The 14,074-nt window shown below is 72.7% G+C and carries 10 protein-coding genes; 7 read left to right on the top strand and 3 right to left on the bottom strand.

The features are described 5' to 3' along the window. From ACFV7Q_RS23265 to ACFV7Q_RS23250, 4 genes are all read left to right on the top strand, one after another. On the top strand, positions 1-962 hold a 962-nt coding region (locus ACFV7Q_RS23265), incomplete at its 5' end, for an MMPL family transporter (RefSeq protein WP_385431181.1). Between the two features lie 39 nt (positions 963-1,001). After that, positions 1,002-1,556 carry a GNAT family N-acetyltransferase gene (locus tag ACFV7Q_RS23260; RefSeq protein WP_385431179.1) on the top strand — a complete coding sequence of 185 codons (555 nt, stop codon included), beginning with the start codon at positions 1,002-1,004 and terminating at the stop codon, positions 1,554-1,556. 292 nt (positions 1,557-1,848) lie between these two features. Further along, complete coding sequence (locus ACFV7Q_RS23255) at positions 1,849-2,016, top strand: hypothetical protein (protein ID WP_385431178.1); 168 nt, start codon at positions 1,849-1,851, stop codon at positions 2,014-2,016. 50 nt (positions 2,017-2,066) lie between these two features. After that, positions 2,067-5,123: an ATP-binding protein gene (locus ACFV7Q_RS23250; RefSeq protein ID WP_385431198.1), complete on the top strand. Its 3,057-nt coding sequence runs from the start codon at positions 2,067-2,069 to the stop codon at positions 5,121-5,123. Here ACFV7Q_RS23250 and ACFV7Q_RS23245 read toward each other — a convergent pair. The 3 genes from ACFV7Q_RS23245 to ACFV7Q_RS23235 all read right to left on the bottom strand — a co-directional run bounded on the left by ACFV7Q_RS23245 (position 5,086) and on the right by ACFV7Q_RS23235 (position 7,731). Beyond that, on the bottom strand, positions 5,086-5,265 hold the full coding sequence (locus ACFV7Q_RS23245) for a DUF6191 domain-containing protein (RefSeq protein ID WP_385431176.1): 180 nt from the start codon (positions 5,263-5,265) through the stop codon (positions 5,086-5,088). The genes ACFV7Q_RS23250 and ACFV7Q_RS23245 overlap by 38 nt on opposite strands. Before the next feature lie 63 nt (positions 5,266-5,328). Beyond that, complete coding sequence (locus ACFV7Q_RS23240; protein ID WP_385431175.1) at positions 5,329-6,603, bottom strand: PQQ-dependent sugar dehydrogenase; 1,275 nt, start codon at positions 6,601-6,603, stop codon at positions 5,329-5,331. A gap of 120 nt (positions 6,604-6,723) precedes the next feature. Continuing rightward, on the bottom strand, positions 6,724-7,731 hold the full coding sequence (locus tag ACFV7Q_RS23235) for an aldo/keto reductase (RefSeq protein WP_385431173.1): 1,008 nt from the start codon (positions 7,729-7,731) through the stop codon (positions 6,724-6,726). A gap of 73 nt (positions 7,732-7,804) precedes the next feature. Here ACFV7Q_RS23235 and ACFV7Q_RS23230 point away from each other — a divergent pair, with 73 nt between their 5' ends. The 3 genes from ACFV7Q_RS23230 to ACFV7Q_RS23220 all read left to right on the top strand — a co-directional run bounded on the left by ACFV7Q_RS23230 (position 7,805) and on the right by ACFV7Q_RS23220 (position 14,047). Continuing rightward, complete coding sequence (locus ACFV7Q_RS23230) at positions 7,805-8,752, top strand: 2-hydroxyacid dehydrogenase (protein WP_385431171.1); 948 nt, start codon at positions 7,805-7,807, stop codon at positions 8,750-8,752. A gap of 273 nt (positions 8,753-9,025) precedes the next feature. After that, positions 9,026-11,956 carry a putative bifunctional diguanylate cyclase/phosphodiesterase gene (locus ACFV7Q_RS23225; protein WP_385431169.1) on the top strand — a complete coding sequence of 977 codons (2,931 nt, stop codon included), beginning with the start codon at positions 9,026-9,028 and terminating at the stop codon, positions 11,954-11,956. A 204-nt stretch (positions 11,957-12,160) separates the two neighbouring features. After that, positions 12,161-14,047, top strand: coding sequence for an acetolactate synthase large subunit (locus ACFV7Q_RS23220; protein WP_385431167.1), 1,887 nt, complete (start codon positions 12,161-12,163; stop codon positions 14,045-14,047). The last annotated feature ends 27 nt before the right edge of the window (positions 14,048-14,074 follow it).

The following is a 14,074-nucleotide window of genomic DNA, read 5'->3' as shown; positions in this document are numbered from 1 at the left end:
CCCGGCGGGTGGGGGGGGGCGCCCGGCTCGCCATGGAGAAGCTGGCCCAGTCGCTCCGCTCCGCCGACGGCGTCGCCTCCGCCGGGCCCGCCGTCTTCAACCGCAGCGGCGACACCGCCCTCGTGACCGTGGTACCCGACTCTGCCCCGCAGTCCCGGGCCACCAGCGACCTCGTCGCCGACCTGCGCGGGGACGTCATCCCGCGCGCCGCGCACGGCAGCACCATGGAGGTCCACGTCGGCGGCGTGACCGCCGGCTACGACGACTTCGCCGACGTCATCGTCGGCAAGCTGCCCCTCTTCGTCGGGGTGGTCATCGCCCTCGGCTGCATCCTGCTCCTGCTGGCCTTCCGGTCCATCGGCATCCCCCTCAAGGCCGCGGCCATGAACGTCGCCGCCGTCGCCTCCTCCTTCGGCGTCGTCGTCGCGATCTTCCAGTGGGGCTGGGGCAGCGAGCTCATGGGCCTGGGCAGCGCCGGCCCCATCGAGCCCTTCCTGCCGGTGATCATGGTGTCGGTCCTCTTCGGCCTCTCCATGGACTACCAGGTCTTCCTGGTCAGCCGGATGTACGAGGAGTGGCTGGAGACCGGCGACAACCGCCGGGCCGTCCGCGTCGGCCTCGCCGAGACCAGCCGGGTCATCAACTCGGCCGCGGTCATCATGATCTCCGTCTTCCTGGCCTTCGTGCTCAGCGGCGACCGGATCATCGCGATGTTCGGCATCGCCCTCGCCGCGGCCGTCGCACTCGACGCGTTCGTCCTGCGCACCCTCCTCGTCCCTGCGCTGATGCACATGCTCGGCGGCGCCAACTGGTGGCTGCCCGCCTGGCTGGACCGCATGCTGCCCGAGATCAGCATTGAGCCGCCGGATTCCCTGCCGCATGCGACACTTCCGGCGCAGCGGACCGGCGTGGAAGCCGCGACGAGCGAGGACGGCGCCGAGCCGGCTGCACCCTTCCGGTGATCCGGCAACCCGCCGGACGAGACCCAAGGACGTAGCCGCATGTTCTCGATATCCCTCGCCGACGACGCCCACCTCTTCCCCCTGGAGCCCCGGCACGCCGAGGAGTTCCTGGCCCACATGGACCGCGGCCGCGAATACATCGGGGAGCACATCGCCCTGGCGGACGTGGTCACGGACCTCGACACGGCGCGCGGCGTCCTCACCGACTACGCACAGAAGACGGCCGCCGACGGCGGCCGCATCTACGGCATCAGGCTCGGCGGCACCCTCGTCGGCGGCGTCCTGTTCCGCACCTTCGACGCCCGGACCGGGACCTGCGAGGTCGGCTGCTGGCTGGAGCCGACCGCCGCCGGCCGGGGCCTGGTGACCAAGGCCTGCCGCGTACTGCTCGACTGGGCCTTCCACGAGCGCGGCATGCACCGCGCCGAGTGGTACGCCTCCTCCGCCAACAAGAAGAGCCTCGCCGTCGCCGAGCGCCTCGGCATGACCCGCGACGGCGTCCTCCGGCAGAACCACCCCCACCGCGGCGTCCGCCAGGACACCGAGGTCTGGTCGGTCCTCGCCCCCGAATGGCCTCCGGCCCCGGCGGCCTGACACCGGCGAGCGACCGAGGCGCCCGCACCGACCCGGCGCATGCGCCACCGCGGGACCCCTCCGTGTCCCACGCTCCGCGCCCCCGGCACCAGGGCCCCGACCGGTTCGCGAGGAACGAGGGGCCCTTGGGCGGGGTCTCACCGAGTGGGGCATGGGGATCCGTCCGGCCGGAACTAAGGACCCGCCGCCCCCATGGATGCGGCATGCTCCCGATGTGCCGGCACCTCCCGGCGGGCGAGACTCGACACCACACCAACGAGGTGACCGAGAACCCGCAGCCAGGGAGAACGACGTGTTCGAGTACGAGATGGCCGCCGCCCGTAGTGCCGACCTCATCCGCGCGGCCGACCGGTACCGCCGGATCCGCGAGGCCAAGGAGGCGCACCGGGCCTCCTCGCGCAGCAAGGACCCCGAAGGGCGGGTGAGGGGACACCGGAGCCGCTTCGCGCGGGCCGCGTGAGCGGCGGCGCGGCGACGGTACCGGGTGCCGCCGGCCGGGACTCCTGTGCGATGCTCGGCGGCGTGGAGAGCAGAACCGTCAGCCCGGTGTTCGTCGGTCGAGCCGACGAACTGGCCGTCCTCACCGATGCATTGGGGCGCGCCGCCGGACAGGAGCCCCAGGCGCTGCTGATCGGGGGAGAGGCCGGAGTCGGCAAGACCCGCCTCACCGAGGAGTTCCTCGGCGAGGCGGCCCGTAGCGGCGCCGTGGTCGCCGTCGGCGGCTGTGTGGAGATCGGGGCGGAGGGGCTTCCCTTCGCCCCCTTCTCCACGGCCCTGCGCACCCTGCACCGGCTCCTGCCCTCGGAGTTGGCGGCAGCGGCCTCCGGGCAGGAGGACGAACTCGCCCGGATCCTGCCCGAATTCGGCGACACCCCCCGCGGCCCCCACGACGAGGAGAGCACCGCCCGGCTCTTCGAGCTGACCGCACGGATGCTGAAAGGGCTCGCCGCCGACCGCACCGTCGTCCTCGTCCTGGAGGACCTGCACTGGGCGGACACCTCCACCCGACACCTGCTGTCCTACCTCTTCCGCACCCTCACCAGCGGCCGCCTGGTCCTCGTCGCCACCTACCGGGCCGACGACGTCCACCGCCGCCACCCGCTGCGTCCGTTGCTCGCCGAACTGGACCGGCTGCGCACCGTGCAGCGCATCGAACTGCCCCGCTTCAACCGGGCCGAGGTACGCCGCCAACTCGCCGGGATCCTCGCCGAGGAGCCCGACGAGGCCTTCGTGGACTCGGTGTTCGACCGTTCCGACGGCAACGCCTTCTTCGTCGAGGAACTCGCCGCCTGCCGGGAGAGCGGCTGCCGGGCCGGACTCACCGAGTCCCTGCGCGACCTCCTCCTCGTCCGCGTCGAGGTGCTGCCGGACGAGGCCCAGCGCCTGGTCCGCATCGTCGCCGAGGGCGGTTCCACCGTGGAGTACCCCCTGCTCCTGGCCGTGGCCGGGCTCAGCGAGGACGAGCTCATCGAAGCCCTGCGGGCCGCCGTCGGCGCCAACATCCTCCTCGCCACCGCAGACGGGGACGGCTACCGCTTCCGGCACTCGCTCGTCCGAGAGGCCGTCAGCGACGATCTGCTGCCCGGCGAACGCGCCCGCGTCAACCGCCGCTACGCCGAGGCCCTGGAGGCCGACGACACGCTGATCCGCGCCGAGGAGCGGATCATCCGGCTCGCCAGCTACTGGTACTACGCCAACGACGCCGCGAAGGCCCTGCCCGCGGTGCTCGCCGCCTCCGTGGCCGCCCGCCGCCGACACGCCTACTCCGAGCAGCTACGACTGCTGGACCGCGCCCTGGACCTGTGGGAGAGCGCCCCCGAGGAAGTCCGCCAGGCCTTGCGCCCCGTGGACTACACCGATGTGTACCCGCCCTGCGGATGCGACCCGGCCGCCACTCCCCTGCAACGCCTCGACCTGTTGGCCGAGGCGACGGTCGCCGCCCGCTTCGGCGGCGAACGCGAACGCGCACTGAAGATCACCAAGACGGCGTTGCGGCTGCTGGGGGAAGGCGGGGACCCCTTGCGCTCCGCCTGGTTCTGGACCGAACGGTCCCGGCTGGTCTCCAGCCTGGCCCGGGGCGACGGCTGGGAGGAGCTCGCCAAGGCCCAGGAGCTCGTCAAGGGGCTGCCCCCGTCCCAGGTGCACGCCGAGGTCCTGGTCCGGGCCGCGGGCTGGGGCATGCTCCACAACCCCGGCCCCGACAACATCGATGCCGCCGAACGCGCCGTCGCCTACGCCCGCATGATCGGCGCCGACGAGATCGAACTCAACGCCCGGATCACGGTCGGCTGCCTCCTCACCGACTCCGGAGACCTTGAGCGCGGCCTCGCCGAAATGCGGGCGGTCATGGAACGGGCCACCGAGCTCGGCCTCGTCATGCTGGCGGGACGTGCATACATCAACCTCACCTCTCAACTGGAAGGCGTGGGCAGATCCCGGGAGGCCGCGGACCTGGCCGAGCAGGGGGTCGAACTCGTCGGAAAGTCACGCCTGCTGGACACCGAGGCCTGGATCCGCGGCAACATGGCGGAGAGCCTGTACGGCCTCGGCCGCTGGGACGAAGCCGCAGCCGCTGCGCGACGGGCCCTGCACGTGGGCCAGAGCGCCGCCCCGCGCGGCTCCGCCGCCGCACGGCACGCGCATCTCGCCCTCGGCCGCGGCGAGCTGGCCGAAGCAGCCTCCCAACTACAGGCAGCCCACGCTCAATTCGGTACGCACGACTCCCAACCGCAGCACCGCATACCGCTGTTCCGCCTCGCCGTCGGCATCGCCGCGGGGGAGGGCCGCATCGCGGACGTCCGGACCGAGGTCGCCGCCGCGATCGACTACGGCTTCCCGCTCGGGCAGCACCGCTATGCCTGGCCGCTGCTGCTCGCAGCCGCGTCAGCCGAGGCGGACGCCCGGGGACTGCCCGTCGCCGACGCCGGCCGCGCAGCCGCCCTGGCCGTCTTGCGCGCAGCCGCCCGCACCCTGGCCACTCCCGTGCCCGTGTGGGTCGCACACAGCGCGTTCTTCCGCGCCGAGCTGCTGCGCGCCGAGGCCCGGGACACCGTGGCCGACTGGGCCGACGTGGAGGAGGCCGCCCGCCCACTGGAGCGCCCGTACCTGCTGGCCCGCGCACGCCACCGCCTCGCCGAGGCGATGCTGGCCGCCGGCGGCGACCGGGAGCCCGCGGCCGCCCTGCTCCGCGCGGCCCACGCCACCGCCGGGCAGCTCGGTGCACGCCGGCTGGCCGAGGACCTGTCCCTGCTCGCCCAGCGCGCCCGGCTCCCGGTCACCGAGGCAGACGCCCCCGCGGCCGAACCCGCCCCGGACACCGACCCGGTCGAGGCATGGGGACTGACCAGCCGCGAACGTGACGTCCTACGCCTGGTCGCGGCGGGCCACAGCAACCGCCGCATCGCCGAGGAGCTCTTCATCTCCCCGAAGACGGCCAGCGTGCACGTCTCGAACATCCTGGCCAAGCTGGGTGTCGCCGGCCGGGGCGAGGCGGCCGCCCTCGCCCACCGGCTGCGCCTGTTCGGGCCGGTCACGACTGCGGCGGGGGCTCCTCCTCGACGCGTATGAGGACCTTGCCGGAGTCCAGGTCTATGGGGCCGCGTCCCGGATCGCCGTCGGTCACATCGGTCCGGGACAGCTCCAGCCGCTTGCGCTCCTCGTCCGTGTGCCTGCGCCCCGGGTTGAAGAGCTCCTCGAACATGTTGAACACGTGCCCACCCCGCCTTCCGCCCCTCTCCGGGGCCGTGTCGGTCACCGCACGTCGCCGTGGCGGTCACCGCACCGTCAGTGTCAGGATCCTGTCGTCGCCGGCCTGCGGCGATCCGCGCCCGTCCGTCTCGCTCGTGACCAGCAGCAGCCTGTCGCCGCCGAGGGCGATGACCGAGCGCAGCCGGCCGTACTTCCCCTCCAAGAAGGCCTCCGGTGCGGCCGCCGGGGCCGCGCCCGCCATCGGGATCCGCCACAGCCGCTCGCCCTTCAGCCCGGCCATCCACACCGAGCCCTGCGCCCAGGCGATCCCGCTCGGCGAGGCCTCGTCGGGTCTCCACACCGCCACCGGGTCGCGCAGTCCCGGTCTGCCCGCCTTGCCCTCGGCCTCGGGCCAGCCGTAGTTCCCGCCGGGCTCGATCAGGTTCAGCTCGTCCCAAGTGTGCTGGCCGAACTCGGAGGCCCACAGCCGCTTGTCCTGGTCCCAGGCGAGCCCCTGCACGTTGCGGTGCCCGTACGAGTAGACGATCGAGTCGGCCTCGGGGTTGCCGTGCACCGGCTGCCCGTCCGGCGTCATCCGCAGGATCTTGCCGCCGAGCGACTTCCTGTCCTGCGCGAGCCCGGGGTCACCGGTCTCGCCCGTCCCCGCGTACAGCATCCGGTCCGGGCCGAACGCGATCCGGCCGCCGTTGTGGAAAACGCCCTTGGGGATCCCGCGCAGCACCGTGTCCGGCGCGCCCAACTGCTGCCCCGGGTCCCGGTGCTCGTCGTAGCGCATGCGGGCGATGCGGTTGTCGGACGCCGTCGTGAAGTACGCGTACACCATGCGGTCCGAGGCGAACGACGGGGACACCGCCAAGCCCAGGAGGCCGCCCTCGCCGCCCGGGTCCACCCCCGGCACCTCCCCGATCTGCGTCGCCTTGCCCGTGTCCGGGGCGACCCTGCTGATCGTGCCCTTGTCCCGCGAGGCGACCAGCAGGTCCCCGTCGGGCAGCGGGGCCACCCCCCACGGCGAGGCGAGGTCCTTGGCGACCTCTCCCGTCACCGTGACGGAGCCCTTGGCCGGAGCCCCCGGGCTCCGTGCCGCACCGGACGCGCCGCCCGGCGACCCCGCGGCCGACGCGCTGGGCGCCCCCCGCGGCGGCGAGCTGCCCGGTGCGGCCCCCGGACCGCCCGCCGGGGTGCACCCCGTCGCCAGTAGGGCCGCCCAGCCCGCCAGCAGCGCCCCCGCCGGGACCCCGCGACCGCGCCCCAACACTCCGCCGGACCCGCTGCCGCCCACCCGGCCGAACCCTCCGTACGCCCGGCCGAACCGGCGTCCGTCCATCCGCCGCTGTCGCATCGCCCTGCTCCCCTCCGGTCCGCGCGACCGCCACTCGCGATCGTGCCCGTCATCCGTCTCAACAGACTTCGCGGCCCCCGAAGTTCCACCACTCGTACACCCGATCGAGTGGTTGTGGGCTCAGTCCCAGGCCCCCACCGCCGCCGGCAGCGCGGCGATCTCCGCCAGGTCCCCGGCCGTCAGCCGCACCTCGACGGCCGCCGTGTTCTCCGCCGCCCAGGACGCCCGGTCCGCCCCGGGCACCGGCACCACCTGCGGCCCCTGCGCCAGCACCCACGCCAGTGCCACCTGCGCCGCCGTCACCGCCGGCCCGTGCCGCCGGGCCACCCGCCGCAGCCCCGCGATCAGCACCTGGTTCGTCGCCATCGCCTCCGCCGTGAACCGCGGGTGCCGGGCCCGGACGTCCTCCCATTCGAAGCCCTCCCCGGGGGTGAGCGTCCCGGTCAGGAACCCGCTGCCCAGCGGCATCGCCGCCAGGAACCCGACCCCGCGCGCCGCGCACCACGGCAGCAGCTGCCGCGCCGCCTCCGGGGACCACACGGACAGCTCCGCCTGCACGGCGCTGACCGGGAACACCTGCTGCACCCGCTCCAGGTGGCGCAGCGTGGTCCGGTACTCCCGGTCACCCCGCCGCCCCGCACCCGGTCCGGCCCCCGCACCCAACGCGCAGAACCCCAGCGCCCTCACCTTCCCGGCGCCCACGAGCTCCGCCATGGCCCCCCACGTCTCCTCCACCGGGACCTCGGGGTCCACCCGGTGCAACTGGTAGAGGTCGATCACGTCCGTCCGCAGCCGGCGCAGCGACGCGTCGCAGGCCCGCCGCAGGTAGTCGGGCCGCCCGCAGGCCACCACGTGCTGCTCGCCCGCCCGCAGCCCCACCTTGGCCGACACGAAGGCCTCGGCCCGGCGCTCGCGCAGCACGCGCCCCAGCAGCAGCTCGTTGGTGAAGGGCCCGTACAGGTCCGCCGTGTCGAGCAGGTTGGCCCCGAGGTCCAGGGCCGTGTGCACGGTCGCCAGCGACTCCTCGCCGCGGCGCCGTGAGGGCGCGTACGCCCAGCTCATCGGCATGCACCCGAGCCCGACGGCGCCCACCGCCAGCGCCCCCGCCCCGATCGACCTGCGCTCCACCCGTGTGTCCCCCTCCACATCCGGCCAACAAAGTAACGGGTTGATCAGGATCCCTTGGCATAGCCTCGTGATCATGACTGCAAAGACCCCGGACGTGTGGCTCCCGTTCCCCGCGGAGCAGGTCGAAGGACTCCCCGATTCCTTCCGCTACCGCCACTGGGACGGCGAGGAGGCCTTCCCGGCCGATCCGGCCGCCTGCGCCTTCTACGTCACCCCCTACATGAAGTCCGACGAGGTCACCCTGCGGCCGCTGGCGGCCATGCCCGACCTAGAGGTCGTGCAGACCCTCACCGCCGGCGTCGACCACGTCCTCGGCGGCCTCGACCTGCTGCGCCCCGGCGTACGGCTGTGCAACGCCCGCGGCGTCCACGAGGCGAGCACCGCCGAGCTGGCGCTCACCCTGACCCTCGCCTCCCTGCGCGGCATCCCCCGCATGGTGCGCGGCCAGGACGGCGAGCAGTGGCTCTCCGGCTTCTACGAGGCCCTCGCGGACAAGTCCGTCCTCATCGTCGGCTACGGGTCCATCGGCACGGCCGTCGAGGACCGGCTCGCGCCCTTCGAGTGCGCGCGGATCACTCGGGTCGCACGCTCGGCGCGCACCACCGTGCGCGGTCCGGTCGAGGCTTTCGCCGACCTGCCCGGGCTCCTCCCGGAGGCCGACGTGGTGATCCTCTGCACGCCACTGACCGACGAGACCCGCGGTCTGGCCGGCGCCGACTTCCTGCGGCGCATGAAGACCGGCGCCCTGCTCGTCAACGTGGCGCGCGGCTCCGTCGTGGACACCGCCGCCCTGTTGGCGGAACTGGAGTCGGGCCGGCTGCGCGCCGCGCTCGACGTCACCGACCCGGAACCGCTGCCCGCCGGCCATCCCCTGTGGCACGCTCCGAACGTCCTGATCACGCCCCACGTAGGCGGCAGCAGCTCGGCGTTCGAGCCGCGGGCCAAGCGCCTGGTGGCACGCCAGCTCACCCGGTTCGCCGCGGGGGAGCCCCTGGAGAACACGGTCCTGATCACCGACTGACCCCTCGCCCAACACTCTCCGCATCCGTCCGGATGCGCACAGTGGCACCAACTCCCCGTGTGGTCACGGAGAGTAGGCCATCTATGTCCCTGAGTGACGAAAGTGGTGTATCGTCCGGGAACAAGGGGCTGCGCCACGAACGTCTGGCGCTGGGGTGATCGGACATTTTGGGGGGCGACGGGCGATGCACGGCCAATGGACGAAGGATCCGATGCGGCACAGCCGCCGGGGGCGACGATGGGGTGCGCCGGAACCAGCCGGCGAGGGGGAACGGTGAGCGCCCAGGGGGCGGCCCTGCCGATCCGGCAGGCCGCCTCGCCCGGGGGCCGGAGCCTGGCGATGCAGCTGCTGCTCGCCGTCGTCAGCGCCGGGTACGCCGTCGGCGCCGCCCTGGGCTGGGGTTCCGAGGAACTCGCCGAGATCATGGGCGACTTCGGACTGAGCGCGGCCGCCCTGCTCGCCGCCGTCTCCTGCTACACCTACGCACGGACGATCGACAGCCGTGAGCGCCCGGCCTGGCTCCTGTTCGCCTTCTCCTCCCTCATGGGCGCCTGCGGCAACGCCATTTGGGGCTGGTACGAGGTCATCCTCGGCGTGCCCATGCCCAAGCCCTCCCTCGCCGACATCGCCTTCCTGTGCTTCGCCCCGCCAGCCATCGTGGGACTGCTCGTCCTCGCCAAGCGGCCCGTCACCCGGGCCGGTTGGGTCTGCCTCGCACTCGACTCCTGGCTGATCGGCGGCTCCCTGCTCACCCTGTCCTGGAGCCTGGCCCTCGCGAACGCCGCGCGGACCGCCCAGTCCGATGCCTCCGGCAGCGTCCCGCAGGCCGCGTTCTCCCTCGCCTACCCGCTGCTCGACATCGCCCTCGTCTCGATGGTGCTCGTCCTGCACTTCCGGCGCTCCGAGATCAACCGCTCCGCCGTCAACACCGCTATCGCCGCCCTGGCCCTGACCGTGCTCAGCGACGCCCTCTTCACCTCGCCGCTGTTGAGCGCCGGCTACCAGTCGGGGCAGTTGCTCGACGCCGGCTGGTTCGCCGGCTCGCTGCTCCTCGCGTACGCGCCCTGGGGCGCCCGCCGCCTGCCCGCAGCCGTCGGCCCCCCCGGCCCGCCGCGCGCCGAGCGGCCCGTCAGCCGCCCCATCACCGGCTCGTTGCCCGCCCTCACGCCCTACCTGGCGGCCGCCGTCTGCACGCTGGGCATCCTGTACAACGTCGTCGACGGCCGGAAGGTCGACCGCGTGGTCGTCCTCACCGGCTGCACCGTCGTGCTCGCCCTCGTCATCCGGCAGGGCATCATGCTCCTCGACAACATCGCATTGACCCAGGAGCTGGCCCAGAAGGAGAACCACTTCCGCTCCCTGGTCCAGGGCTCCAGCGACGTCATCATGATCGCCGCACCCACCGGGACCCTGCGCTACGTCAGCCCCGCCGCCGCCGGGGTCTACGGCCGCGACGCCGAAGACCTCGTCGGCACCGAGCTCGCCACCCTCATCCACCCGCACGACCTCGGCCGCGTCGTCCACGAGGTGCGCCGCTTCCTCGCCTCGCCGCCCGCCGAGGAGCCCACCACCCGGATCGAGTGCCGGTTCAAGTCCGGCAGCGGCGAGTGGATGAACGTGGAGTCCACCGTCAACCGCCACCAGGGCGGACTCATCCTCAACAGCCGCGACGTCACCGAGCGCGTCCGCCTCCAGGCCCAGCTCCAGCACAGTGCCGAGCACGACCCGCTGACGGACCTGCCCAACCGGGCCCTGTTCACCCGCCGGGTCCGCCAGGCGCTGAGCGGCCGGCGCGCGGGGGACCACAGCACCGCCGTGCTCTTCATCGACCTCGACGGGTTCAAGGCGGTCAACGACACCATCGGCCACCAGGCCGGTGACGAACTCCTGGTCGAGGCCGCGCGCCGGCTCCAGGACTCCGTCCGCGCCGGGGACACCGCGGCCCGCCTCGGCGGCGACGAGTTCGCGGCGCTCATCCTGGGCGACGGCGGCCGCGACCGCAGCGCCCGCGAATACCAGGTCCATGAGATCGCGGACCGGCTGCGCGCCACGCTCTCCCGGCCGTACCGGATCGGCGGCAGCGAGGTCCGGGTCGCCGCCAGCATCGGCGTGGCCTTCGCCGACCCCGGCATCACCCCTTCGGACCTGATGCGGAACGCGGATCTCGCGATGTACCGGGCCAAGGCGGGCGGGAAGGACCGGGTCGAGCTGTACGCCCCCCAGATGCAGGAGGAGGTCGTACGCAGGGCGGAGCCGGCGGGCGGGCTGCGCACCGCACTCCACGACGGCGAGTTCGCCCTGCTGCACCAGCCCGTGGTCTCGCTGGAGACCGGTGAGGTCACGGCCGCATCGGCACTGGCCCGCTGGCGCTCCGCCCGCGGCATCCTCTTCACCCCGGCCGAGTACTTCCGGATCGCCGACCACCGGGGCGTACCGGCGCGGGCCCGGCCGGACGGCCCCGGGACCCCCGCGGCCGGCGGCCCCGCCCGCGCCGAGGAGCTCGGGCGCTGGCTGCTGGAGCAGGCCGTCGGCCAGGCCGCGGAACGGCACCGCGCCGGACACGGCGTACCGGTGGCCGTGCGGACGAGCGCCCAGCGGCTGCTCGACCCGGGGCCGCCGCCGGGAGCGGCCGACGGGGCGAAGTTCCCCGGCCTCGTCGAAGCACTGCTCAGCCGCCACGGGCTGCCCCCCGGTGCCCTGGTGATCGAACTGGCCGACAGCGACCCCAGAGTCCCCTTCGACGAACTGGAGCGGCGCCTCGCGGCCCTGCGCCGGCTCGGCGTCCTGGTGGCCCTGGACGGCTTCGGCAGCGGTTACGCCGCGATCAGCGCGCTGCGGCGGCTACCGGTGGACATCCTGAAGCTCGACCGGAGCCTGGTCGAGGGCGTCGTCGAGTCCGCCCGCCTCCGCAAGATCACCGCAGGTCTTTTGCGGATCGCACATGACCTGGGCATGCAATCAGTGGCCGACGGGGTGGATCTGCCCGAGCAGGTCCTGGCCCTGCGTGCCATGGGGTGCACCCATGGACAGGGACTGGCGTTTTCCGGCCCGCTCGATGAGTACAGGCTGCGCCGGACGCTCGTGCGCGGTACGTTCCAAGTACCGGGCGGGGCGGTCCAGCCCGCCTTGGCCGGTGGTTCGTCCGGGGGCTCGACGGCCATCCGGAGAGGCTCACATAATGAGACGCCCGTCCCACCCACTTGACATCGCCCTCCCGCCGGAGGGAGGGTCTGTGCCATGCGCACCCGAATTCTCGTACTTGGAAAGCGCGTCGGCTGAAGCCGGGACCTCTCCGTCCCCGCTCCGTGCACCCGACGCGCTCCCCTCGCTTGCCATCCGGCACGAGGGGTTTTTTGTTGCACTGGCACACCTTCGAACCGTCGTAAAACCCTCAGCTTCGAGAAGAGAATGCCGATGACCGAGCAGGCCACCGGGGCCCAGCATCCGCAGCCGCGGCCCCGTTCCGGCGGAGCGCAGCCCGCCGCAGTTGAGCACGTCACGGGTGCCCAGTCCCTCATCCGCTCTCTCGAAGAGGTGGGGTGCGACACCGTTTTCGGCATTCCGGGCGGAGCGATCCTCCCGGCGTACGACCCGATGATGGACAGCACCAAGGTCCGCCACATCCTGGTCCGGCACGAGCAGGGCGCCGGCCACGCCGCGACCGGTTACGCCCAGGCCACCGGCAAGGTCGGCGTCTGCATGGCCACCTCCGGCCCGGGCGCCACCAACCTGGTCACCCCGATCGCCGACGCCCACATGGACTCCGTCCCGCTCGTCGCCATCACCGGCCAGGTCTCCTCGAAGGCGATCGGCACCGACGCCTTCCAGGAGGCGGACATCGTCGGCATCACCATGCCGATCACCAAGCACAACTTCCTGGTCACCAAGGCCGAGGACATCCCGAAGACGATCGCCGAGGCGTTCCACATCGCCTCCACCGGCCGCCCCGGCCCGGTCCTCGTCGACATCGCCAAGGACGCCCTCCAGGCGAAGACCACCTTCTCCTGGCCGCCGAGCCAGGACCTGCCCGGCTACCGGCCGGTCACCAAGCCGCACGCCAAGCAGATCCGCGAAGCCGCCAAGCTCATCTGCCAGGCCAAGCGCCCCGTCCTGTACGTCGGCGGCGGCGTGATGAAGTCCGGCGCGACCGCCGAGCTGAAGGTCCTGGCCGAGCTGTCCGGCGTCCCCGTCACCACCACCCTGATGGCGCTGGGCTCGTTCCCCGACAGCCACCCCCTGCACCTCGGCATGCCCGGCATGCACGGCTCGGTCACCGCCGTCACCGCCCTGCAGAAGTCCGACCTGCTGATCGCCCTCGGTACCCGCTTCGACGACCGCGTCACCGGCAAGCTCGACAGCTTCGCCCCCTACGCCAAGGTCATCCACGCGGACATCGACCCCGCCGAGATCGGCAAGAACCGCGAGGTCGACGTCCCGATCGTCGGCGACGCCCGCGAGGTGATCGCCGACCTGATCCAGGCCATCCAGGCCGAGCACACCGACGGCAACGCCGGTGACTACTCCACCTGGTGGAAGGACCTCAACCGCTGGCGCGAGACCTACCCGCTGGGCTACGAGACGCCCGACGACGGCATGCTCGCCCCGCAGCAGGTCATCCAGCGCATCGGCGAACTCGCCCCGGAGCACACCATCTTCGCGGCGGGCGTCGGCCAGCACCAGATGTGGGCCTCGCACTTCATCGACTACGAGGAGCCGCGCACCTGGCTGAACTCCGGCGGCGCCGGGACCATGGGCTACGCGGTCCCCGCCGCGATGGGAGCCAAGGTCGGCAAGCCGGAGCGCACCGTCTGGGCGATCGACGGCGACGGCTGCTTCCAGATGACCAATCAGGAACTGGTCACCTGCGCGCTGAACAACATCCCGATCAAGGTCGCGATCATCAACAACGGCGCGCTGGGCATGGTCCGCCAGTGGCAGACCCTGTTCTACAACCAGCGTTACTCCAACACGGTGCTGCACGCCGACGAGACGGGCCACGACACGGTCGGCTCCCAGCTCGGCGAGTCCACGGCACCCCGCAAGGGCACCCGCGTCCCGGACTTCGTCAAGCTGTCCGAGGCCATGGGCTGCGTGGCCCTGCGGTGTGAGGACCCGGCGGACCTGGACAAGGTCATCGCCGAGGCCAACGCGATCAACGACCGGACCGTCGTGATCGACTTCATCGTCCACGAGGACGCCATGGTGTGGCCGATGGTCGCCGCAGGAACCTCCAACGACGAGGTCATGGCCGCCCGGGGCGTCCGTCCCGACTTCGGCGACAACGAAGACGACTGAGCCGCGAGAGCCGAGAGAGAGAACGCC

The sequence above is a fragment of the Streptomyces sp. NPDC059851 genome, assembly GCF_042732005.1.
Lineage (GTDB): Bacteria > Actinomycetota > Actinomycetes > Streptomycetales > Streptomycetaceae > Streptomyces.
Note: the sequence above shows the minus strand (reverse complement) of the source record. Positions and strands in the feature narration are given on the sequence as shown.